This window comes from Limnohabitans sp. Rim28 (assembly GCF_000293865.2).
In the GTDB taxonomy this organism is placed as follows: domain Bacteria; phylum Pseudomonadota; class Gammaproteobacteria; order Burkholderiales; family Burkholderiaceae_C; genus Limnohabitans_A.
This window is the reverse complement of the sequence record NZ_ALKN02000004.1, coordinates 1-23218: the sequence shown is the minus strand read 5'-3', so window position 1 is coordinate 23218 and position 23218 is coordinate 1. Positions and strand designations below refer to the sequence as shown.

Annotated in this window: 19 protein-coding genes; 14 read left to right on the top strand and 5 right to left on the bottom strand. The window is 60.0% G+C overall.

Translation table 11 applies throughout. The features are described 5' to 3' along the window. Window positions 1-14 precede the first annotated feature (14 nt). Together B472_RS05825 and B472_RS05820 are read left to right on the top strand one after the other, a co-directional pair. Window positions 15-527 carry a (2Fe-2S)-binding protein gene (locus tag B472_RS05825; RefSeq protein ID WP_019426076.1) on the top strand — a complete coding sequence of 171 codons (513 nt, stop codon included), beginning with the start codon at window positions 15-17 and terminating at the stop codon, window positions 525-527. Continuing rightward, entirely contained in the window at window positions 524-2974 is a 2451-nt protein-coding gene (locus B472_RS05820) for a xanthine dehydrogenase family protein molybdopterin-binding subunit (protein WP_019426075.1), read from the top strand. The genes B472_RS05825 and B472_RS05820 overlap by 4 nt, the downstream gene beginning before the upstream one ends. Before the next feature lie 186 nt (window positions 2975-3160). Here the strand turns inward: B472_RS05820 and B472_RS05815 are convergent, their stop codons facing one another. Next, entirely contained in the window at window positions 3161-4105 is a 945-nt protein-coding gene (locus tag B472_RS05815; RefSeq protein ID WP_019426074.1) for a LysR substrate-binding domain-containing protein, read from the bottom strand. 142 nt (window positions 4106-4247) lie between these two features. On the opposite strand from B472_RS05815, the gene B472_RS05810 reads away from it, so the two are divergent. From B472_RS05810 to B472_RS05760, 11 genes are all read left to right on the top strand, one after another. Beyond that, window positions 4248-5519 carry an ABC transporter substrate-binding protein gene (locus tag B472_RS05810; protein ID WP_019426073.1) on the top strand — a complete coding sequence of 424 codons (1272 nt, stop codon included), beginning with the start codon at window positions 4248-4250 and terminating at the stop codon, window positions 5517-5519. A 71-nt stretch (window positions 5520-5590) separates the two neighbouring features. Further along, a complete protein-coding gene (locus B472_RS05805) occupies window positions 5591-6466 on the top strand; it encodes a branched-chain amino acid ABC transporter permease (RefSeq protein ID WP_019426072.1) in 876 nt (291 codons plus the stop codon). 13 nt (window positions 6467-6479) lie between these two features. Further along, the gene (locus tag B472_RS05800) at window positions 6480-9014 is read left to right on the top strand and encodes a branched-chain amino acid ABC transporter ATP-binding protein/permease (protein WP_026039374.1); all 2535 of its coding nucleotides are present in this window, start codon (window positions 6480-6482) and stop codon (window positions 9012-9014) included. 51 nt (window positions 9015-9065) lie between these two features. Then, window positions 9066-9455, top strand: a complete 390-nt coding sequence (locus B472_RS05795; RefSeq protein ID WP_019426070.1) for a cupin domain-containing protein — start codon at window positions 9066-9068, stop codon at window positions 9453-9455. A 2-nt stretch (window positions 9456-9457) separates the two neighbouring features. Continuing rightward, window positions 9458-10915 (top strand): aldehyde dehydrogenase family protein, encoded by a 1458-nt coding sequence (locus B472_RS05790; RefSeq protein ID WP_116798600.1) that lies wholly within the window; start codon window positions 9458-9460, stop codon window positions 10913-10915. A 23-nt stretch (window positions 10916-10938) separates the two neighbouring features. Then, the gene (locus tag B472_RS05785; protein ID WP_026039373.1) at window positions 10939-12717 is read left to right on the top strand and encodes a thiamine pyrophosphate-binding protein; all 1779 of its coding nucleotides are present in this window, start codon (window positions 10939-10941) and stop codon (window positions 12715-12717) included. A gap of 78 nt (window positions 12718-12795) precedes the next feature. Continuing rightward, window positions 12796-13518 (top strand): SDR family oxidoreductase, encoded by a 723-nt coding sequence (locus B472_RS05780; protein ID WP_019426067.1) that lies wholly within the window; start codon window positions 12796-12798, stop codon window positions 13516-13518. Window positions 13519-13556: 38 nt separating this feature from the next. Then, on the top strand, window positions 13557-14453 hold the full coding sequence (locus tag B472_RS05775) for a sugar ABC transporter substrate-binding protein (protein WP_019426066.1): 897 nt from the start codon (window positions 13557-13559) through the stop codon (window positions 14451-14453). Continuing rightward, complete coding sequence (locus B472_RS05770; RefSeq protein WP_019426065.1) at window positions 14450-15415, top strand: tripartite tricarboxylate transporter substrate binding protein; 966 nt, start codon at window positions 14450-14452, stop codon at window positions 15413-15415. Before B472_RS05775 ends, B472_RS05770 begins: the two co-directional genes overlap by 4 nt. A gap of 8 nt (window positions 15416-15423) precedes the next feature. After that, window positions 15424-16395, top strand: a complete 972-nt coding sequence (locus tag B472_RS05765) for a tripartite tricarboxylate transporter substrate binding protein (RefSeq protein WP_019426064.1) — start codon at window positions 15424-15426, stop codon at window positions 16393-16395. A 9-nt stretch (window positions 16396-16404) separates the two neighbouring features. Further along, on the top strand, window positions 16405-17883 hold the full coding sequence (locus B472_RS05760) for an FAD-dependent oxidoreductase (RefSeq protein WP_019426063.1): 1479 nt from the start codon (window positions 16405-16407) through the stop codon (window positions 17881-17883). Here B472_RS05760 and B472_RS05755 read toward each other — a convergent pair. The 4 genes from B472_RS05755 to B472_RS05740 all read right to left on the bottom strand — a co-directional run bounded on the left by B472_RS05755 (window position 17871) and on the right by B472_RS05740 (window position 21489). Then, window positions 17871-18845 (bottom strand): tripartite tricarboxylate transporter substrate binding protein, encoded by a 975-nt coding sequence (locus B472_RS05755; protein WP_019426062.1) that lies wholly within the window; start codon window positions 18843-18845, stop codon window positions 17871-17873. The genes B472_RS05760 and B472_RS05755 overlap by 13 nt on opposite strands. A 39-nt stretch (window positions 18846-18884) precedes the next feature. Then, window positions 18885-19328, bottom strand: a complete 444-nt coding sequence (locus B472_RS05750) for a heme-binding protein (RefSeq protein ID WP_050995421.1) — start codon at window positions 19326-19328, stop codon at window positions 18885-18887. Window positions 19329-19565: 237 nt separating this feature from the next. After that, a complete protein-coding gene (locus tag B472_RS05745) occupies window positions 19566-20552 on the bottom strand; it encodes an MDR family oxidoreductase (protein ID WP_019426060.1) in 987 nt (328 codons plus the stop codon). Between the two features lie 46 nt (window positions 20553-20598). Continuing rightward, on the bottom strand, window positions 20599-21489 hold the full coding sequence (locus B472_RS05740) for a DMT family transporter (protein WP_019426059.1): 891 nt from the start codon (window positions 21487-21489) through the stop codon (window positions 20599-20601). 123 nt (window positions 21490-21612) lie between these two features. Here B472_RS05740 and B472_RS05735 point away from each other — a divergent pair, with 123 nt between their 5' ends. After that, window positions 21613-23181 (top strand): alkaline phosphatase, encoded by a 1569-nt coding sequence (locus tag B472_RS05735; protein ID WP_019426058.1) that lies wholly within the window; start codon window positions 21613-21615, stop codon window positions 23179-23181. Window positions 23182-23218: the final 37 nt, after the last annotated feature.

Here is a 23218-nt window from a genome sequence, read left to right as displayed (position 1 = left end):
TACGCGAGAAACCCATGGCATCTCTTCAAACACTTCACGTTGAAGTCAACGGTCAAGCGCAAGTGCGCAGCGTGGCACCACGCCAGCATTTGGTGGACTTCATCCGAAACGAATTGGGCCTCAAAGGCTCACATCTGGGTTGCGAGCACGGTGTTTGTGGCGCATGCACCGTCGAGGTGAATGGGCGCATCGTGCGCGGTTGCCTGACGCTGGCCGTTCAAGCCGAAGGTGGCAAGGTCCGTACGATCGAAGGCCTCAGTGCCGATGGTGATGTGCGTGACCTGCAAGAGGCATTCGTCAGGAACAACGCCTTGCAGTGTGGGTTTTGCACGCCGGGTATGGTGATGGCAGCCAAGGAGCTGTTGGAGGCCAAGCCCGATGCGACCCGGGAAGAAGTGCGTGAGTGGATGAGTGGCAACTATTGCCGCTGCACCGGCTACCACGCCATTGTCGATGCCATTTGCGAAACCCTGGCCGAGCGCGCCAAGAACGCCTCCAGCCATCCATCCAAAAAGGTGAGCGCATGAACACCGCCACACAGAACATGTTGGGACACGCTGGGTCCGAAGTGCAGGATCCCTCCAAGGTCAGCCAAGCAGAAAAGCCTTTGCACGCTTTGACCGAGGACCCCCGCTACATTGGTCAAAGTGTTGAACGCCCCAGTGCCCGCAAATTGGTGCAAGGCCAGGGCACCTATATTGACGACATTGAAATGCCCCGCATGGCCCATGTCGTCTACTGGCGCAGCCCTGTCGCGCATTGCAAGATCATCCGCATTGATGCCGCTGCCGCGCGCAGCATGCCTGGGGTGATTCTGGTCGCTGATGGCCATGACCTGGCCAAAATATGCAAGCCGTGGGTGGCGGTTCTGGGTCATCTCGCGGGCATGAAATCGGCACCGCAGTACCCCTTGGCCTTGGACCGTGCCTGCTGGCAGGGTGAGCCGGTGGTGGCCATCGTTGCAGAGACGCGCGAGCAGGCTGAGGATGCGCTGCAGCTCATCCATGTCGAGATCGAACAATTGCCAGCGGTGGTGGACATGGAAACCGCACTCGACCCGGCCACACCCCTCATCCATCCGGAGCTGGGTGACAACCTGTGCTTTACCCGCAAGCTGAATGTGGGCCAGGTTGACGAGGCTTTTGCCAATGCCGACGCGGTGGTCGAGACCACCTTTGAATTCGGACGACACACCGGCGTCACTTTGGAGCCCCGTTGCCAGATTGCCGATTGGAACGTTGCCGATCAAAAGCTGACGGTGTACCACTCCTTCCAAGCACCGCACATGATGCAGGACCTGTACGCCAGGCAGTTTGACCTGCCAGAGCACGCAGTGCGGGTGATTTGCAAGGACGTGGGGGGCTCGTTTGGCATCAAGGTGCACGCTTATCCGGATGACTTTGCCACGGTGGCTTTGTCGATGATGTGCCGACGCCCGGTCAAATTTGTGGCCGATCGCATCGAGAGTTTTACCAGCGACATTCATGCCCGTCACCACCGCGTCACTGCCCGCATTGCCGCCAGCAAGCGCGGAGAGATCCTGGCTTTCGAGATGTACGACCTGACGGGCATTGGTCCGTATTCCATGTTCCCGCGCACCAGCGCGATCGAAGGCAACCAGGTGGTCAATTTGGTGGGCGGCCCTTACAAGCATGCCAACTACCGGGCGCACTTGGATGTGGTGTTTCAAAACAAAACGCCAACGTGCCAGTACCGCGGGGTGGGCCACCCTATTGCCTGTGCCGTGACCGAAGGATTGGTCGACCAAGCAGCGCGGGCCATCGGCATGGACCCGCTGGAGTTTCGCAAGAAGAACGTGATTCCCGACGATGCCTATCCCGCCACAGGGGCCAGCGGTATCAAACTCGAAGTCTTGTCGCATGAGGCCTGCCTGAGCAAGATCGAGAAGATGATGGATTACCCACGTCTCAAGGCAGAGATTGCCCAGTTGCGTGAACAAGGCATTTACCGTGGCATTGGCTTTGCCACGCTGATTGAGCTGACCAACCCGAGTGCGGCCTTTTATGGGGTGGGTGGTGCGCGCATTGCTTCTCAAGACGGCTGCACGATCCGTCTGGATCCCTCGGGTGCCATCAGCGTGAGCGTGAGCGTGGGCGAACAGGGCCAGGGCAATGACGGCATTTACCGACAGATTTCGGCGGATGGGGTCGGCGTTGATCTTGAAAAAGTCCGACTCATCATGAGCGACACCGATGTGACGCCCTATGGCGGCGGCACTTGGGCCTCGCGCGGTGCGGGTGTGGGCGGTGAGGCGGTTTTGCTGGCCTCCCAAGCACTGCGCGCCAACATCCTCAAGTTGGCGGCTGTCATCCTCAAGCGCAGCGAGGCCGAATTGACCGTGCGCCGTGGCCATGTGGTGGACGCCCAGACGTTGGAGTCGGTGCTGGACTTTGCCGAACTTGGCCGCATTGCCTATTTCCGCTCCGATCTTTTACCCAATGACTTCACGCCGGAGCTGATGGTGACGCGCCACTATGCCCAGCGCGACTACCCTTTCATCTTCACCAATGGTGTGCAGGCCTCTTATGTGGAAGTGGACCCGGACACCGGTTTTGTGAAGCTGCTCAAACACTGGGCGGTCGAGGATTGCGGCCGCGTGCTCAACCCCAAACTCGTGGACGAGCAAATTCGCGGGGCCATTGTGCAGGGCATCGGCGGCGCGCTGTTTGAAGAGTGCCTGTACGACGAAGAAGGGCTCATGCGCAACGCCAACATGGCCGACTACCTGGTGCCCATGAGCGGTGAAATGCCCGACATCGAGGTGGCGCACGTGCAGACACCCACACGCAGCAGCCAGCTTGGGGCCAAAGGCGCAGGCGAGGCAGGCACTGCGGGTGCACCTGCAGCGGTCATGAATGCGATCAACGATGCGCTGGCGCCCTTCAAGGCGCAGCTTTGGTCGCAACCGATCACGCCAGAGAAAGTACTGCGCGCCTTGGGTCGGGTGACCTGAGCGCGAACTTGCGAACACGGAGGGACCGTGTCGGAGCACCTCAACGGTTCAGGTTCACCACCACGCGAGCGCGCAAATCGGCCCGGGTCATCGCTGCAGCAGTGAGAAGCCGCACATCACAGCGACGCGATGGAATGGCGGTTCAGCAACAGGCGGAGGGTTGACCTGCCCACCTCAACAGTCACTTCAGGCGGCCTGAAGAAGGTTCACGCCTTGCCATTCGCCTTGCAGCACCAATTGCTTGATGGTCTCCCGCAGTTCGGCGCGAACGGCGGCTGCAGCTGGCGACAGCTGCTCTGCGTCGACCGAGTAGATGAAATTCGCTCTGCGCATGTTGGCATCCGAAAAAGCCAAGGTGCGCCAACCTTCGCGGATGCGTCCATCCACCAGGGCTGCCGACATGGGCTTGATGGTGGCACCCATGCCATCGCGCACGCAGGTCATCAGCAATGACAAGGAGTCGACCTCGGCCACCACGTGAATGGACAAGTTGCGTTGCTCGAACTCGCTGGCAATTCTTCGGCGCAGTCCGTGGATGCTTGTGGGCAGTATCAGCGGCAAATCGGCTGTGTCAGCGCAGCTGAGTTTGACGCGTCGCGGTGGCACCAGATCGCTGTCTTCCGGCAGCATCACGAACAACTCCTCTTCGACGATCGGCTCTGCAGGCAAGTCGGGCACCGCGTCCCTGCTGAACAGAATGGCCAGATCGAGCTGGCCTGTGCGCATCATTTGCGCCAAGTGCCCACTCATGCCTTCCACCACGTTCAGCACGATGCCTGGAAAGCGCTCCCGTATACGGCGCATGAACGGTGCGCCAACAGCACAGACGGTGGTTGCCGCCAGCCCCACAGACACCATGCCGTGCACGGTGCCCGGCTCCTGTCGTGCCACGGACAAGGCCTGGTCCAGTTGCCGCAGGATGAAGCGCGCATGGTGATGCAAGGCGGTCCCGTTTTCAGTGGGCGTCACCCCTTTGGCTGTGCGAATCAACAAGGACTTGCCAACCTCGGCCTCGAGTTTGGCGATGTGTTGGCTGAGTGCGGGCTGGGCCACATAGAGTTGGCGCGACGCTTTTGCCAGACTCCCGCTTTCCACAATTTGGACAAAATATTTGAGCTGTCGCAAGTCCATGGGATGTTCCTATAAGTTTTTCAGAATGCCTCGGTATAAGAATAATGTATATCCCATCTCGGAAAACAGTATTTTCCAAGGGGTGTGCTGCTTCCTATGATCTAGAAGCAGTTTTTATCAATACCCCTTTGAGGAGACAAGCATGGATGAAAAGCAATCGCTCAAGTCAGTACACAGCCCAGATGTACAGCGCCGTAAATTACTCAAGACAGGCACGATCTTGGCGGGAGGTGCAGCCCTGACCCATCCCATGCTTGCCATGGCGCAAACCGGACCGATACGCGTCGGCCACCTGACGCCCATGACAGGTTTCTTGGGCGCACTGGGCGAATACGCCGTGCAGGGCATCAAGATGGCGGTTGAGGAGATCAATGCCGCAGGCGGCCTGCTGGGTCGTCAGGTCGATCTGATCAGTGAGGACTCGGTCAATCCACAGACGGCAGCGTCCAAAGCGCAGCGCATGATCGAACGCGACAAGGTGGAGTTTTTGATGGGCGAGATTTCCTCCGCCTCCGCTTTGACCATCGCCCAGGTTGCGGCGCGCAACAAAACCATGTTCATGAGCATTGGTGCCAGATCCGACACCTTGCGGGGCAAAGATTGCAACCGTTACACCTTTCACGTTGACATCCCGGTGACCGTGATGGTCAACGCCGCCGGGGAAGCATTGGCCCGAGAAGGTTACGTCAAAGGGAAAAGAATCTACACCCTGACATCGGACTATGTCTTTGGCCATGACCTGTCCAAGGCGGCGAAAGCGTTTTTTGCCCGCAACAATGGCACCGTGATTGGTGAGGAGGTGGTGCCGACCGATTTGACCGACTTCAGCGCGCAACTCATCAAGATTCGCCAAGCCAGGCCCGACTTGATCGCCACCAACCTGGGCGGCAATCAGGTCACCAATTTCGTCAAGCAGTACTCGGAATTTGGCATGAAGTTTCCGGTCGCAGGCTTCAACCTCAACACCGCAGATGCATGGGCGGCTGGCGAGGACAACCTGGGCGGCATCTGGCCCACGGTTTGGCACCACGAAATCAAGACGCCGGGTACCCAGGCTTTTGTCCAGAAATTCACCAAGAAATACAACCGCATCCCCGAAAACCACGCCTGGATTGAATACGTGTCGATGATGATGCTGGCCCAAGCCATACGCGAAACCAAATCGGTCGACACCGAAAGAATCATCAAGTACTTCGAGTCGGAGGCCCAGTTTGACATCCTCAAATTGCGCAAGGGGTATTTCCGCAGCTGGGACCACCAGTTAATGCAAGAGGCCTATCCTTTCACGGTCAAACCCAAAGGACAGGCCAAGCACAAGCAAGACTTTTTGCTGTTTGGTGAAGCGGTTCCGGGCGCAAACGAGCCGCTCGAAAAATTGGCGCCACCCCGATCCGAAAACCTCTGCAAGATGTAACTGGGCTTTTGCCTGACCAGGCTGGCGCTGCTTGCAGGCAGCGCCAGCCCCAAGGCTGCTGAACGGATCCCATGGAAATTGTTTATTTGCTCGAGCAGGTCGTGAATGGCCTTGTGCTGGGAGGCTATTACTTGCTTCTGGCGATGGGTTTGTCGCTGATCTTCAGTGTGGGCGGCATCGTCAATTTGGCGCACGGTGCCTTTTATGCGCTGGGTGCTTACCTGTCCTTGGAGGTCATCAAGCACGCAGGATTTGGTGCCAGCTTGTTCATCACGCCTGTGTTGGTCGGCTTGATCGGCATTGCCTTTGAGCGCTTCCTGTTGAGGCGTTTTTACACAGCCGATCCCATTTTGAGTTTGCTGGTCACTTTTGGGCTGGCCATGGTTGCCGAACAGGCGCTGCGCATGATTTGGGGATCGGCCCCCCTGCCGTCCAGCATGCCGCCACAATTCAAAGGCAACTTGATGCTTGGCGAGTTCATGTTTTCCAAGTACCGACTCTTCATTCTCGCTGTGGTGATCTGCGTGATGGCGGGCATTTGGCTGTTGCTTCACAAGACGTCCTTTGGCCGTGTGGTGCGTGCCGGAATTCAAAAGCCCGACATGGTGGCGGTGCTCGGTATCCGCCTGCAGCCGTACATGATGACCGTCGTGGTGCTGGGGGTGGCCAGTGCCGCGCTGGGTGGCGTTTTGTTCGGTCCCATTGCCATCGTTCACCCGGCGATGGGCACAGAAATCATGACGGTGGCTTTTGTGGTGGTGGTCATTGGTGGCCTGGGCAGTTTTTGGGGTGTGGTGCTGGCTGCATTTCTCGTCGGTGTGGTCAGGGGCGTCACGACCCATTTCGCGCCCGCCGCCAGCGAAGCTTCCATGTACATCTTGATGTTCCTTGTTCTCATGCTGCGGCCGCGTGGTTTGCTGGGCGAACGGATCGAACGCTTTGAGTGAATCACCCATCACCATGACAAAAATCTTGAACCCCCACCATCGACCACTCTGGATTGGTGCGATTTCTCTCGTGCTTCTGCCGTTTTGCATGCAGGGGATTGGCTTGACCCTGGATGTGGCAACCGTGGTTGTTATTTTGGCGATTGCAGCGATGGGTTTGAATTTGCTGGTGGGTTATACCGGCTTGGTTTCTTTCGGCCACAGCGCCTGGTTTGGCATCGGCGGCTACGCTGCAGCATTGGCGCAGCTGCATTGGTTCAAGGACCAGATCGTGCTGCCCTTTGCGTTTTCCTTGCTGTTCACTGCCACGCTGGCATTGTTGGTGGGCTACCTCATCTTGCGTCGACGCGGGGTGTATTTTTCGCTGCTCACACTGGCTTTGTGTGCGTTGACATTTGCCATCTCATTTCGCTGGACCAGCCTGACTGGCGGCGAAGGTGGATTGGGCGGCATCGAGCGAGGTTCGCTCGGCCCCATCGATCTGAACAGCCATTTGAATTACTACATCTTGACCGCAGTGATTGGTTTTGCGGTTTTATGTTTTCTGCTGCGCATTGTGCGCTCGCCTTTCGGCCATGTGTTGGTGGCCATCCGCGAGAACCAGCAACGCGCGACTTTCCAGGGCTACGACATCGACCGGTACAAGTTGCTGGCCTTTGTGCTGTCGGCAACCATCACCGGCTTGGCTGGCGCACTGGTGGTGTTTCTTCACCGATTGGCCGCAGCCGAATCGACCACCGTGGCGTTCTCCGGTGAGCTTTTGGCCATGGTCGTGATCGGCGGCATGCATAACTTTTTAGGCCCTGCCCTGGGTGCACTTTTCTTCTTGCTGTTTCGCGAACTGTTTTCCATGTACACCAACAACTGGTTGTTGTACTTCGGCCTGATTTTCGTTGGCTTCATTATCTTCTCGCCCAGCGGCCTGACCGGCATATGGGCCAAGTTGCAGCAGCGCTTCAACCCGCCACCGGAAGAAGGCGCTGCGATGAGCCAGCGCAAGATTTACGAGGGCTTGCCGCTGCCCGAATTTCTGCGCCCCACCCGTGTTGAAGGGACGGTCCTCGAGGTCAAGGCGATTTCCAAAAGTTTTGGCGGAATTCAGGCGGTTCGAGACAACAGCATGGATGTCCAGGCGGGGCAAATTCATGCATTGATCGGACCCAATGGGGCGGGAAAGACCACGACGTTCAATCTGATCTCGGGCATGTTTGTGGCCGATTCGGGCACGGTTCAATTGCATGGCCGGGCGATTCACCAGTTAACGCCCTATGACATATGCCAGCAAGGGCTGACAAGGTCTTTTCAAATCACCAACCTGTTCAAGGGCTTGACGATTTACGAAAACCTGCGTCTTTCGGTGCAGGGCCGCCATCCATCGCGCTTCAATTTTTGGCGCGACATCGATGAATTCCCGGAGATTCACGCGGAGACCCACGAGCTGATGAAGTTCCTGGGCCTGCAAGGCATGGAAAAGGTCACCGGCGCGGACCTCTCCTACGGCGGGCAACGGCTGGTGGATCTGGGCATTGCCTTGGGATCCAAACCCCAAGTCTTGCTGATGGATGAGCCCCTGGCGGGTTTGGCGGCAGCCGAGCGGGAGCGCATTTCCCGGCTTGTCAGCACCATCGCCAGCAACATACCCGTGCTCATTGTCGAACACGATATTGACCGTGTATTGGCCCTGTCGCACAAGGTCACGGTGATGAACCAGGGCGAGGTCCTGATGAGTGGCTCACCCGATCAAGTGCGCACAGATGCCCGCGTTCAGGAAATTTACACCGGCACGGGCACACCGCCCGTCAGCGGACGCGGCGCACAGAATCAGGCTGCGCGCGCCCTCGTCCTGGACTTTGATCAGGTCAATGCGTATTACGGCAAGAGCCACATCCTCAACAGCGCCAGTCTGCAAGTGCATGAGAACGAAATCGTCGCCCTGCTCGGCAGGAACGGTGCAGGCAAATCGACTTTGTTGAAAAGCCTGATCGGCCTGGTGCCGCCGGCCAGCGGTCGAGTGGTGTTCAACGGTCGCGATATTGCCGGGCTGGGTGCGCCCGAGATCGCCCGCTTGGGCATTGGTTATGTACCGCAAGGCCGAGGTCTTTTTGCTGGAATGACCGTGCGGGAAAATCTGGCGCTTGGACGATTGGCCCGAGCGACCGACGGCAAGCAGGGCGTGGTCTGGTCAGAGGCGCAAATTTTGGAGTTCTTCCCGCGTCTGCAGGCGCGAATGGATGTCGCCGCCGACTTCCTTTCAGGCGGGGAGCAGCAAATGGTGGCCGTGGCCAGAGCGCTGTCGGGCAATGTGCGCTTGCTGTTGCTGGATGAACCCTTCGAAGGACTGGCACCCACGGTGGTGCAGGAGCTCTTCACCGCGTTTGACAAACTGCGCCAGCACGTTTCCATCGTCATCGTTGAGCACAACCTGGACCTTGTGCTGGCCCTTGCAGATCGGGTATTTGCACTCGAGAGAGGGGCTGTGTTTCATGAAGGCCCGGCCGAGCCGCTGTTGACCGACATCGAGTACCGTAAAAAGATCCTGTGGTTGTAAAACCATTTAAAAACGACCTGAAACATGCATGCAAATCAGAATGGATAAATCATGAAATCAGACAAGCCTTTGAAGGCCATCGTTCAGAAGATGGCGCAGATGCCCTGGAAGGAATATCCAGGCCATTTTGGCGGTGCGCTTTCCAAGGAACTGGCCGGTCCAGAGACGGTGGGCAGCAGCCGAGTTGACTTTCGCATCTCGCGCTATGCCCCCATGGCCTATGTGCAAGAGCATCAGCATCACATCCAGGAGCAGGTGTACTACGTGCTGGAGGGAGAGGGGGTTTTGACGCTGGATGACGAGTCGCACCTGATGCGGCCCCATGACTACGTCTATGTCCCACCCGGCGTGCGCCACAGCTTCACCAACACCGGGCTGGACGGCTTGGTTTTTCTGGTCATCACCACGCCCGCATCCGACGAGGAACAAGAGGTACGCTAATCATGCCCAAGAACAATTGCTTGCTCTTTACAGCCGAGTTGCCAACGTATGGCTTGCTGATGGACGGCCGCTGGGTTGAAGGCAGCGGTCCCCGCGTCCCCGTCCTTGACAAGTACAAGCGGGTCCCCGCCGCCGAGTTGACCACCGCCGATGCCCATCAAGTGCGACAGGCCGTGGATGCTGCACAAGCGGCATTTCGCGCGGGCGCCCCTGTGGCCTATGAGCGAGGTGCCATATTGGAGCGGGCGGCTGTCTTGATGGAGGAAGCCACATCGCAGTTTGTGCAGGCCATGCAAATTGAAGCAGGATTCACACAAAGCGATGCCCAAGGTGAGGTGCGTCGCTGCATTCAGACCCTCAAGCTGTCTGCCGAAGAAGCCCGTCGGCTGGCAGGCGAAGTCATCCCCCTGGCCGGGGCGCCTGCGGCTGCCGGTCGAATGGGTTTCACGGTGCGTGTGCCGCTGGGTGTTGTGGCCGCCATCACGCCGTTCAACTCGCCATTGAACACCGTGACGCACAAGGTGGGCCCCGCTTTTGCGGCGGGCAATGCCGTGATCCTGAAGCCTTCTTCATTCACACCCATGACGGCTTGCATACTGGCCGACATCCTCCTGCAGGCGGGCATGCCCAAGGGGTTTTTGAGCCTGTTGCCTGGCAGTGGTGAAGTGGTGCGTGCGCTGCAGGCAGATCCGCGTGTGCGCTTTTTTGCCTTCACCGGCAGCACCGAGGTGGGGCGCCAGATTCAGCAGGCTGCCGGCCTGCGGCGCACGCAGATGGAACTGGGCTCCATCGCCTGCACCATTTTGTGTTCTGACGCCAACTTGAACAATGCACTGCCGAAAGTCGTGAACGCGGGTTACCGCAAGGCAGGACAGGTCTGCACATCTGTTCAGCTGCTGCTGGTGCACCGGTCCTTGTTGTCCGAAGTCGAGGACAAGTTGAGCCGCATGGTCAATGAGCTCAGCTTTGGGGACCCCCATGACCCCCACACTTTTGTCGGGCCCGTCATCAGTGAGGACAATGCCATCCGCATCGAGTCCTGGATTGATGAGGCCTTGGCCAAAGGTGCCCGCCGACTGTCTGGCGGCCAGCGACAGGGCTCGGTGGTGCCGCCGACGCTGCTGACCGATCTGCGTGACGACATGCGGGTCAGTTGCGAAGAAATTTTTGGGCCCGTGGTGTGCATTGTTCCCTTCGACACCCTCGAGCAAGCCATTGAGCGTGTCAATGCCACACCCTATGGCCTGGCCGCAGGGATCTTCACCAATGGGCTGTCGGAGGCCTTGGCGGCAGCCCACAAACTGGATGTGGGTGGCGTGCACATCAATGAAACCTCCAGCTCGCGTGTCGACTTGATGCCCTATGGGGGCACCAAAGACAGCGGCTTTGGACGGGAAGGCCCGCGCTATGCTGTGCACGAAATGACGGAAGAAAAAATCATCACCATCACCGTTGGCTAATCACCAACCCAACCGAGAGCACCATGGCAATAATGAAAGGTGGCGAGCTCATCGCCCAATACCTCGTCCAAGAAAAGGTACCCTATATCTTCGGTATCTGCGGTCACGGCAATGTCGGAATTCTGGATGCACTCTATGACGTCAAGGATCAGCTGCAGCTGATCTCACCGAGGCACGAACAATGTGCGGGACACATGGCTGACGCCTATTTCCGCGTCAAGCACAAGCCGGTGGCCACTTTGACATCGACCGGTCCAGGATCGGCCAACATGGTCATGTCCTGTGCAACCGCACTCTCGGATTCTTCGGCTTTCCTGTGCATCACATCCAACGTGCCCACATCCCAGCACAACCGCGCGCCCTTCCAGGAGTTGTACAAGCACAACCAGGCCGACTTTGCGCAGGTCATGCGCCCCGTGGTCAAGCGTGCTTTTCAACCCTCGCGGGTTGACATGCTGCCACTGGCGCTGCGCCAGGCCATGGACACGATGGTCACGGGCAGGCCCGGTCCGGTGAACTTGGACATCCCCTACAACGTGTACCAGGAAGAAGCCGACGTCGAATTGCCCGCGAGTTCCCACATCCACCGCATGCACCGTCCGGGCGCCAGCGACCTGGATGTCGCCGCCACACTCGATCTGCTGGCCAGCGCACGCCAGCCGGTGATCTTCATTGGGCATGGTGCCACGCTCTCAGAAGCCGGACCCGAAATCACCGAGCTGGCTGAGCGGCTCCAAATCCCTGTGATCACGTCGCCCAACGGCATGGGCGCCATCCCGGGAGATCACCCTCTGGCACTGGGCTTCATTGGCCGCAACGGCGCTTACCCTGCCAACGAGGCTGGCCGTCGTGCCGATCTGGTGATCACGCTGGGCACCCGGTTCGATGACCGAAGCTCTTCCAGCTGGCATGAGGGCTATTCTTGGAACTTTCCCAAGACGAAGCTGATCCATGTGGACATCGATCCGCAGGAGTTGGGGCGCAACTATGCCCCCACACTGGGGATCATTGCGGACATCCAGGTTTTCGTGCGGCAACTGCTCAATGCCTTGCCTGAACGCGCCGACATCGTGGCCGTCAACCATGCGCCCTGGGTGGCGCAGGTGCAAGGCTGGCAGAGGCAGTGGGAGACCTTCGTTCGCCCCCATTTCGAAGACTCCACCAGCCCCTTGCGCCCGGAGTTTGTCGTGGGGACTTTGCAAAAAATCCTGCCGGATGACGTCATTCTTGCGCTGGATTCAGGGGTGCACCACAACTGGTTCATGCAATTTTGGCAGGCCAAGCGCCCTCAAAGCATGCTCAACAGCTGGGGATACTCCAGCATGGGCTTTGGGGTTTGCGGCGTCATGGGCGCGCAACTGGCCGCGCCCGACCGACCCTGCGTCGCGGTGGTCGGCGATGGGGGCTTCACCATGGCACCGTATGTGCTGTGCACGGCCGTGGAGTACAACCTGCCCGTGGTCTGGATCGTGTGGAACAACTTTGCCTGGGGCGCCATTCGCGACCTGCAGTACGGCCTGTTCAACGGGCGAGAAATTGGCACCGCCTTCTACAAGGGGCAAAGTGGCGAGCGCTACAACCCCGATTTTGCTGCCTGGGCCCGCGCTTGCGGTGCCGATGGGTACACGGTCACCAGGCCGCAGGATTTGGCCATGGCGGTCGAACAGGCGCTCAAGAACAAAAAGCCTTGCGTGATCGATGTGCATGTGGACGCCGATGTGCGACCGCCTTCCACCGGCACCTGGCAGCTGCCTCCCACGCCCTACAAGGAGCCGGTGTACGGCCAGCCCTGGAAGCCCTGAGTACGGGCCATACACGGCACAGGGTGCTGACAAGGTCCTCTGAATTTTTTGACGGAATCCATTTTTGAAGGAAAGTAAATGAGCAAGAAAATCGCCCTGGTTTTTGGTGGCACGCGGGGTATCGGTGCGGCCTGTGTGCACAAGCTGGCCGAAGACGGCTTCGATGTGGCATACACCTACGTCAGCAGCGCCCCCCATCTGCCGACCACCATCGGTTCATCGACGACCCGGGGCTACCCGGTGGACATCCGTGACGCAGCGCAGGTGGCCAAAGTGTTTGCCGATGTGGCCAAGGATTTTGGCAGCATGCCGACATGCGTTCTCGCCAATGCCGGCATCAATGTGCCCCCGGGCCCATTGGCACAATTTGATTCGGAGTCTTTCCGAAAGCTGGTCGAGATCAACATCGTGGGCGCCTTCAATGTGCTGAGTGCGGCCGCCAAGTGGGTGGTCGATGGGGGCACCATCATTGGCCTGACCACATCCATGGTTCGGGTCGGCGTTCCGGGTGGCGGGCCCTACACCGCCAGCAAGGCGGCCGTTGAAAGCCTCTTGCGCTCCATGGCCAAGGAGTTGGCTGCACGACGCATCCGTGTCAATGGTGTCGCACCCGGCCCCGTGGACACCGATCTGTTTCGGGCGGGTAAAAACGAAGAGGCCTTGGCCCGTTCGGCAGCGCTCAGTCCCTTCAACCGGGTGGGTCAGCCTGCCGAAGTCGCCGAGGTGGTCGCTTTCCTGGCCTCGGACAAGGCATCGTGGGTGCATGGGCAGATTGTCCAACCCAACGGTGGCATGGTGTGATGCTTGTATTGGGTCTTCAACCTGGGTGAGAGCCAAAAATGCGCATCGCTGTTTTCACCAAGAATTACACCAACCCCGCTTACAGTGCAGCGCGTCTTGGCGCAGAGCGCGCCGCTGCCATCTTTGGCGATGAGGTCCTGCACTTTGTGCCGACCAAGGGCGACGATCCTGCAGAGCAAAGTGCGCTCATCCACCAGGCGCTGAGCTTGCAACCCAGACCGGACGTCTTCGTTTTTTCGCCTGTGCACCCCAGCAAGGTCGATGCGGCCATTCAAGAGGTGGTGCAAGCGGGCATCCCCATGATCGGCTTTGTCAACCCCATCCTTTGCGCGCCCATGGTGAGTTATGTCAGCTCGGATGACTACCATTTGGCGGGGGCGATATCGCGCTACCTGTTCAGGCATTTAAGAGGCCGCGGTCGTGTCCTGGTGGTCACTGGGCCCGTGGACTCTTTCACCAGCCTAGAGCGTCTTCGGGGGTTCCAAGACGCAGCCAGCGAAGAGCCCGGCATCGAGCTGGTGGGGCAGCTTGCAGGCGACTATGTGCGTGAAGTGGCGGCGCAGCGAACAGCCGCCTGGCTGAGCGCGAATGGCGCGCCGGACGGGGTGCTGGTGGCCAATGACATCATGGCCATTGGGGTGCTCGATGCCCTGGACGCTGCCGCAAAATCTGCCGCGGTCGTGGGCGTGAACGCCATCCCGCAAGCGATTGAAGCCATTGGCGCCGGCCGCATGTTGGCCACAGCCGATTTCAACGCGATGCAAATGGCCTACCTGGCGGCCGAATGTGCGGCCCGGCATCTCCGAGGCGAGCGCGTGCCGCTGTCGATCGAGCTGCCAGTGCAGGTGGTGGACAAGCGCAATTACTCGAACTGGAATCTTCCATACGAGCAACGTCCAGTGATCACACTCGAACAATCTAGGGGCAAGACATGAAGCGCGCAATTCTGAAAGCCTTGGTCATTGGCCTGTCCTTGCTGGGCAGCGTCAGCTTTGCACAGGACTACCCTGCCAAACCCATCCGCATCGTGGCCCCCTTCGCACCGGGCGGTGCAGTGGATATTTTGGCCCGCATACTGGCCGAGCGCTTGGGCACGCTTTACGGTCAAAACATCATCGTGGACAACAAGCCGGGTGTCAGCGGCCACCTGGGTGCACAGTTCGTGGCCAAGTCACCCGCGGATGGCTATACCCTGATGGTGGGCACCATCGGGATACACGCCGCGCATGCGAGCTACAGCAAGCTCAACTACAAGCCAGCGGATGAGCTTCAGCCCGTCATGGTCATTGGCGAGTCGCCCAACGTGGTGGTGGTTCCGGCCCAATCCAAGTACAAGAACTTTGCGGATTTTTTGGCTGAAGCCCGCACCAATGCCGGAAAAATCAACTACGCATCCGCTGGCCCGGGCTCTTCGGTGCACATGGTGACCGAACTTTTTCAGCTGGCCACGGGCCAGCGCATGAACCATGTGCCCTACAGGGGCAGTGGTCCGGCATTGGTGGATCTGATGGGGGGACAGGTGGATGTCATGTTTGACAACATCTCTTCGGCGATGCCGCACATCCAAAGCGGCAAGTTGCGCGTGCTGGCGGTCACCGGGCCCAAGCGTGACCCACGCTTGCCAGAGATTCCCACCATCGCCGAGTCTGGGGTCAGCGGCTACTCGGGCACGTCATGGTTCACGCTCGCTGCCCCGGCAGGGCTGCAAATGCCCCTGGTCGAGAAGCTCAATCGGGATGTGCAGAGGATTTTGGCCAACCCCGAAGTGCGCGCGCGGTACAACCAGTTGGGCATCGAATATGAGCCCAATTCGCCTGCACAGGCCAAAGCATTTTTTGTCACAGAGACCCACAAGTGGAACCGCGTGATCGAAGCCGCCAAACTGCAACTCGACTGAGGAAAACCATGCTCAATTCATTCCAAAAATGGCTGTGCACAGTGGGCCTGCTGGCAGGTTCGACGTTCGCCTTGGCGCAAGACGTGTACCCGAGCAAGCCCATCAAAATTGTCGTGCCTTACTCCGCGGGTGGCCCCGCTGACCTGCTCGCTCGGGGTGTGGCAGAGAAGCTGGGGCAACGCCTGGGCCAAGCGGTGGTCATCGACAACAAGCCCGGCGTGGGCGGCCATACAGGCGCAGAACAGGTGGCGCGTGGCCCAGCGGACGGCTACACGCTGGTGCTCGCCACGATTGCCCACAATGGCGCGGTCAAGCTGTACCCCCAACTGCGCTACGACCCGGCCAAAGAACTCAAGCCCGTGATTTTGTTGGCAGAGGCCCCCAGCATTCTGATCGTCAAAAACGATCTTCCGGTTCGCTCAGTTCAGGACTTGCTGACATTGTCCCGTGCGCAGCCTGGCAAATTGACCTACGGGTCTGCGGGCAATGGATCGGCCATGCACATGGCCGCCGAGCTTTTCCGATTCATGGCCAAGGTGGACTACACCCATGTGCCCTACCGTGGGGGCGCTCCAGCCATGGCCGACCTGCTGGGTGGCCAGATTGACATGCTTTTCGAAAGCCTTGGCACCGCGCACAGCCAGCTCAAGGGTGGCAAGGTGCGTGCGCTGGCCGTGACCGGTTTGTCACGCAGCCCCAGCCTTCCAGACGTTCCGACGGTGGCCGAGTCGGGCGTTGCAGGCTATGCCTCGGTGCCTTGGTACACCATTTCAGTGCCCAGCGGGACGCCCGTGCCTGTCATCAACAAACTCAATGCCGAGATCAACCTCGTGCTGAAAGACAAAGACCTGCTGCAGCGCTGGGAGGCCCTCGGTATCTCGGCATTGGGTGGAACGGCAGCCGATGCCCTGCGGCGCAACGAGGTGGAGACCGCCAAATGGGGTGCCGTCATTGATGCCGCCAAAATCAAACTGGATTGATCCCACAGCATGTCTAACGAACAGTTGAACTGTGATGTTCTCGTGGTGGGCGGCGGTGGCGCCGGCCTGGCTGCGGCCATTGAAGCGCGCGATCAGGGCGCCCATGTTTTGTTGATTGAGAAAAACACGGCGCTGGGGGGGTCGACCGCGTGGTCGATTGGCTCGGTCACCTCCAGTGGCACGCGCTATCAAAAAAAGCGCGGCATTGTGGATTCGCCCGAGGACCATTGGGCCGACATGCCCGGCTTTGCCGGTGATCTGGATGCGCGTGACAACGCGCCATTGCGTCGCATCTTGTGTGAAGAGATTCCCGCAACCTTTCAATGGCTCCTGGACTCCGGTGTGCATTTCATGGGCCCCATGCCCGAGCCCCCGCATCGTCAGCCGCGCATGCACAATGTTTTGCCCAATTCCCGGTCATTCATCTACCACCTGAAGAAACGCGCCCTGCGCGCAGGGGTCCAGATTCGGACCGGCCTGAGGGTGACCGAATTGCTGCAAGACGGTGAACGCGTCACAGGTGTCGTGGCGCAAGGGGTCGATGGTCCCTGTTTGATTCGCGCGAAAGCCGGTGTTGTGCTGGCTGCAGGTGACTTCACCAACGACCCCCAATTCAAAGCCCGGTTCATGGGCCCCCAAGAGGCCAAAGTTGAAGGTGTGAACCAGACTGCCACGGGTGACGGACAACGGATGGCAGAGGGCCTGGGCGCGCGCATTGTCAACGGTGACCTGGCCTTGGGCCCAGAGATCCGGTTCATTGCACCGGCCAAGGAGAACTGGATACGCCAATTGCCTCCATGGCGGTGGTTGGCGGTGTTCATGGAGTGGGCGCTGGAGCATCTGCCCCAGTCCATCCTGCGCCCCTTCATGATGAAATTCCTGACCACTGCGCTGGCACCTTCAACGTCCCTGTTTGAAATGGGTGCCATCTTGGTCAACGCCCAAGGTGAGCGCTTAGGCAATGAATTGGACCGCCCTGCCTGGCGCTTGCCCGATCAGACCGACAAAGCCGGATTCATTGTGATCGATGCCGCTTTGGCCAAGCAGTTTTCAGCTTGGCCGCACTACATTTCAACGGCCCCAGGCATTGCCTACGCCTACGTGCCCGACTACCGCCAAAACCGCCGCGATGTCTTCACCGAGGCCCACACCCTGGAGGCATTGGCCCAGCGGCTGAACATGGATGCAGCCACACTCCAACGCAGCGCTGCGCAGGGGCCGGTCCGGCCATTGGGGGATGGTCCTTATGTGGCTTTGGGACCCGTTCGCTCTGTCTTTGTGCACAACGAAGGGGGCCTCGCCGTCGACACCGAACACCGGGTGCTCAACGCGAGTGGGGTGCCGATTGCTGGCCTGTATGCCGCAGGCTCAACGGGTCAGGGCGGCTTGTTGCTCAAGGGCCACGGCCACCACTTGGCGTGGGCCTTCGTTTCCGGCAGACGAGCCGGCCGGTTCGCCGCTCAAACCATGGCAGCTCAGTCCAACTGAATGCCAGAGCTCTTGACCACGGTCCCCAGCCTCTCGATTTCGGAAAGGATGAAGCGATCGAATTCGGCAGGTGTACCCGGTGCCACGGCGACGCCCTGATCGGCCAGCGTCTTGACCACATCGGGATGGCGCAACGCACGGCCTACATCTGCCGCAATTTTCTCGGTCACCAGCTGGGGCGTTTTTGCAGGTGCCACAAGCCCATACCAGTGGTCATAGACACAACCCGGCACGAAGTCTGAAATGACCGGCACATCGGGCATGACGGCCGCACGACGTGCGGTGCTCACGGCCAGCGGTATGAGCTTGTTGTCGCGGATAAAAGGCAGTGTGAGGCCCAGCGGTGACCAGTAGAGCGCAGATCGCCCTGCCGCTGTGTCCACCAGTGCATCGCCCGTGCCCTTGTAAGGCACGTGCACGATGTCAAGCCGGGCCATGGCCTTGAACATCTCTCCGTTGAAGTGGGTACCGCTGCCCACACCCGCCGATGCGAAATTCAAAGCGCCGGGTTTGCTGCGAATCAGCTGCAGCAACTCGGGTACCGTTTTGACACCCAAAGAAGGGGCGACCACCAGCACATTGGGCACGCTCGTGCCAAAAGTGACACCACGAAAATCTTTCAAGGTGTCGTAAGGCAGCTTTTTGTAAAGGGTCGGGTTGATGGCGTGCGATGCAGAAGTGAAGAGCAAAGTGTGGCCATCGGCATCTGCCGTGGCCACTCCCCGGCTGCCGACCGTTCCGCCGGCACCAGGCCGGTTGTCCACAATCACCGGCTGCCCCCATGTCTCCTGGACGCGGCGCTGGATCTCCCTGGCCACAATATCGACCTGGCTACCGGCCACAAAGGGAACAATGATCCGAACGGTTTTGTTCGGGAACCGGTCCTGCGCCCTGACCAGTCCGGGAAGTGCCAGGCTCAGGGGGGCCCCGATCACCAAGTTTCTGCGTGTGCTGGAAGTCATCTTGTCTCCTGTTTGTTTTGTTGAAAATTGCGTTGCGCTTCAAGTCAGCGCGGCCATACCGGCCTGTGCCACTTCGGCGTCTTGTGAAGACAGGACGCCCGATACACCGATGCCGCCGACGACTTGACCATTGCGCACCACGGGGAATCCTCCCTCCAAAGGCGTGACACCGGGGACCGCCAGAAAGCGCAAACCCTCTCCGCCTGCCCGAATGCCGTCCTGGAACATGCGGGTGGGGCGACGAAAGTTCACAGCGGTACGCGCCTTGCCCGTGGCGATCTCCATGCTGGAATGCTGTGTGTTGTCGAGTTTCTGGGCCATCAGAATGCCGCCGCTGGCATCGGCGATGACGATGGACACAGGCCACTTCATGTTTTGGGCATAGCGCTCGGCCGCTTGCATCATGCGTTTGGCATCTTCCAGCAAAAGGGTTGGGCCATACGGTAGAGGTGCGTCAAGGACGGGGTCGTTGTGTGAGCTCATGTGAAAAGAAAGTGTGTCGATCTGGCCAGGAAAAATGGATGTGAGGCATGGGGTTTTGACCCAAACGATTCTAGGAGTGCATGGGGGCCAAGCGGTACTACAGAATAGCTTTAAGGGCTATAACGGCGCCCTATAGCTGGTCGATCGACCAGCAAGGAGCCCCCCAACAGGCATGAGGTCTGAATGCCGATTCAGACGGCATTGGCGTTGGTCCGCTTTCGCAGGGGGCAGGCGCGTTCAGCGGTTCACGTTCACCACCACGCGACCGCGCACCTGACCCGCCAAAATTTCTGAGCCCAGACCGATGGCCTCGCCCAGACCCACTTCGCGCGTCATGCGCTCCAGCTGCGCGGTGTCCAGGTCTTGGGCCAAACGCGCCCAGGCGGCTTCGCGCACCGTGCGTGGGGCCATCACGCTGTCGATGCCCGCCAGCGTCACGCCGCGCAGAATGAAGGGCGCCACGCTGGACGGGAAGTCCATGCCTTGCGCCAAACCGCAGGCCGTGACCACGCCGCCGTATTTCGTGCTGGCGCAGGCGTTGGCCAGGGTGTGGCTGCCCACCGTGTCGACCACACCCGCCCAGCGCTCTTTGGCCAGGGGTTTGCCGGGGGCAGACAGCTCTGCCCGGTCCATCACATCGGCCGCACCCAGCTGGCGCAGGTAGTCGGCCTCTTGCAGGCGGCCGGTGCTGGCCACCACGCGATAACCCAGCTTGGCCAAGAGCGCAATCGCCACGCTGCCCACGCCGCCGCCTGCACCGCTCACCAAAATGTCGCCGCTGGCGGGCGTGACGCCGTGCTTTTGCAGCGCCATCACGCAGAGCATGGCGGTGTAGCCTGCGGTGCCAATGGCCATGGCCTGGCGGGGTGTGAAAGCATCCGGCAGCTTCACCAGCCAGTCACCTTTCAAGCGCGCTTTTTGCGCCAGACCGCCGCTGTGGCTCTCGCCCACGCCCCAGCCGTTGAGCACGACGGGGTCACCGGCTTTGAACAACGGGTGCTGGCTGTCGGTCACGGTGCCCGCCAAGTCAATGCCGGGCGTGAGCGGGAACTTGCGCACCACGGGCGATTTGCCGGTGATGGCCAAGCCGTCTTTGTAGTTGAGGGTGGAGTAGTCCACCTGCACCGTCACGTCGCCTTCGGGCAATGCGCTGTCATCCAGCGTTTGCAGGGTGCAGCGGTAACCGGCGTCGTCTTTGAGGATTTGCAGGGCTTGGTAAGTCATAGGGTTCCTTCAAAAAGCGAAAAAGTTCACGGGTGATGACGGGCGATTATTTGCGGTTGACCAGCACAATGCCCACGGCCACCAGCCCCAAGGACAGGGCCAGCGTCAGGGTCACGGCTTCGCCCAGCCAGAGCATGCCAAAGAGCAAGGCGAACAGCGGCGTCAAAAATACAAAGGCCGAAATTTTGGTGGCCGGGTAATGGCCCAGCATCCACATCCAGGCCAAATAGCTGGCAAACGCACCGACCACGGTTTGCACCGCGACCGAACCGATGGCAAAGTTGCTCCAGGGGCCATTCCAAGGCTCACCCATGCCATGTGAAACACCCATCAACACCACGGTGCTGATGGCCAATTGGTAAAAAAGCAGCTTTTCAGCCGAGATGCGCGTCAAGTTGTATGCGCGGATGGCCACGGTGGTCAGGCCCCACAAAGCGCCTGCGGCCAAGCCCATCAAATCGCCCATGGCGCCACCGCCACCAAAGCCTTCGCGCAGCGCAAATACCACGGCCGCAAAAGCGCAGGCCATGCCCACCCATTGCAGGGGTTTCAGGCGTTCAGTTCGGATGAAGACGGGCAGCAGTGCGGCCACCCAAAAGGGAGAGGTGTACAAAAACACGGTGAGCCGAGAGGCGGTGGTGAGCTGTAACCCCATATAGAGAAAGGCGAATTCGGCGGCAAACAAACAACCCACCAGCAAGCCAGCCCACAAGCTGCCGTCGCGCTCAAACAGGCGAACACCCCGCCACTGGCACCACAGCCACAGCAGCAGCGTGGCCCCCAGGCCGCGCACTGCCGATACAAAAACGGGCGGTAATTCGGCCACAGTGGCTTTGACCAAGACCTGCTGAAAGCCCCAAAACATGCAGCACACCAAAAGGATGCCCACAGCCAGGGCGTCCAGGTTTTCTTTGCGGGGGCGGGTCGATGCGCTCATGTCAGCGATTGTGCCGTCACCAGCCCACGCCTTCTGTCACCCGTGGTGTGTGCGGCGTTTCTGGATAAACAGGGAGAATCGACCTCAAACCATGCCCCAAACCCTCTGAAGCCTTTGCCCATCATGTCCCAACCCAACGCGCCTTGGTCGCGCCGCGATCTGAACCGCATGGCCTTGGCTGCGGCCTTGGCCCCGTGGTGGACGCCGGGTGTGCAGGCGCAAAGTGCGCCGCCACGTTGGCAGGTCAATCCTTTTGCTTGGGGTGTGGCCAGTGGCCAACCGCAGCCGGGCGGTGTGGTGCTTTGGACGCGTTTGCGCTTGGACGACGCCGATGCCGCCAAGCGTGCGCAAGCCACAGAGGTGGTGTGCGAGCTGTTTGCAGACGAGGCTTTGCGCCAACCGGTGCGCCAGTGGCGGCTGAGTGCCGAGGCCAGCCGAGGCCATAGCGTGCACGTGCTGGCCGACAACCTGCAGCCGGGGCGGCACTATTGGTACCGCTTTGTCAGTGGCCATGCCGTCAGCCCGGTCGGGCGCACCCGCACCAGCCCGGCCTTGACCGAACCGGTGCGCCGTTTGCGGCTGGCCCTGGCGTCGTGCCAACATTACGAGCAAGGCCACTATGCGGCGCACCGGCACATCGCCGCGCAAGACCTGGATCTGGTGCTGTTTGTGGGTGACTACATCTACGAAAGCAGCAACAAGCAACACAAAATCCGCGCCCATGAAAGCGGCATGCCTTATTCGCTGAACGAGTACCGTGCCCGTCATGCCCATTACAAGTCAGACCCCGATTTGCAGGCCAGTCATGCCGCCCACCCCTGGCTCATGACCTGGGACGACCACGAGGTGGTGAACGATTACGCCAATGATCTAGACCGCAATTTCACCGACCCGGGTGTGTTTTTACAGCGGCGGGCGGCAGCGTACCAGGCTTACTTTGAACACATGCCCCTGCGCTTGGGGCCTGATCCTCAGCAGCCTAGCCAGATGCGCATCCACGACCGCATGGCCTGGGGCACGCTGGCCGATGTGTGGACTTTGGATTGTCGCCAGCACCGCGACCACCATGCTTGCCCCGACTTGATGCGCGGTGGTGGCCGTGTGGTGATGGGCTGCGATGCCCTGAACGATCCTGCGCGCAGCATGTTGGGGCTGCCCCAAGAGCAATGGCTGACGGCGGGTTTGACCCAAAGCCAGCGGCGCTGGAAATTGCTGGCGCAATCCACCCTGATGGCCACCAGCGGCTTTCAGACGCCTTTGGGCCGCAGCGCTTTCACCGACGGTTGGGACGGTTACCCGCAAGCGCGCACGCGGCTGTTGCAAACCATTGCGGATGCGCGTTTGAGCGATGTGGTCATGTTGGGGGGCGATGTGCACGCCAATGTGGCTGCCCAGTTGCGTGTGCAGCCGGGGGATGAGCGCTCGCCTGTGGTGGCCAGTGAGTTGGTCACCACCTCGGTCAGCACTCGGGGCATGTCGTCCAAGGTGATGGCGCAAATACAGCGTGACAACCCGGACATTCGCCATGCCCGGTCCGACGAACGGGGTTACACCCTGATCGATGTCCGGCCTGATCGCCTGGAGGCGCAATTCATGACCACGGCGCATCCTGTCATGCCCCAAGCCGAGTTGGGCGTGCAAGCGCGTTGGACCGTGCGCCAAGGTGTGGCGGGGGTGGTGCCCGGCAGTTGAAAAGCCCCGCCGGTATACAAGGGTAACCCTTGAGTCA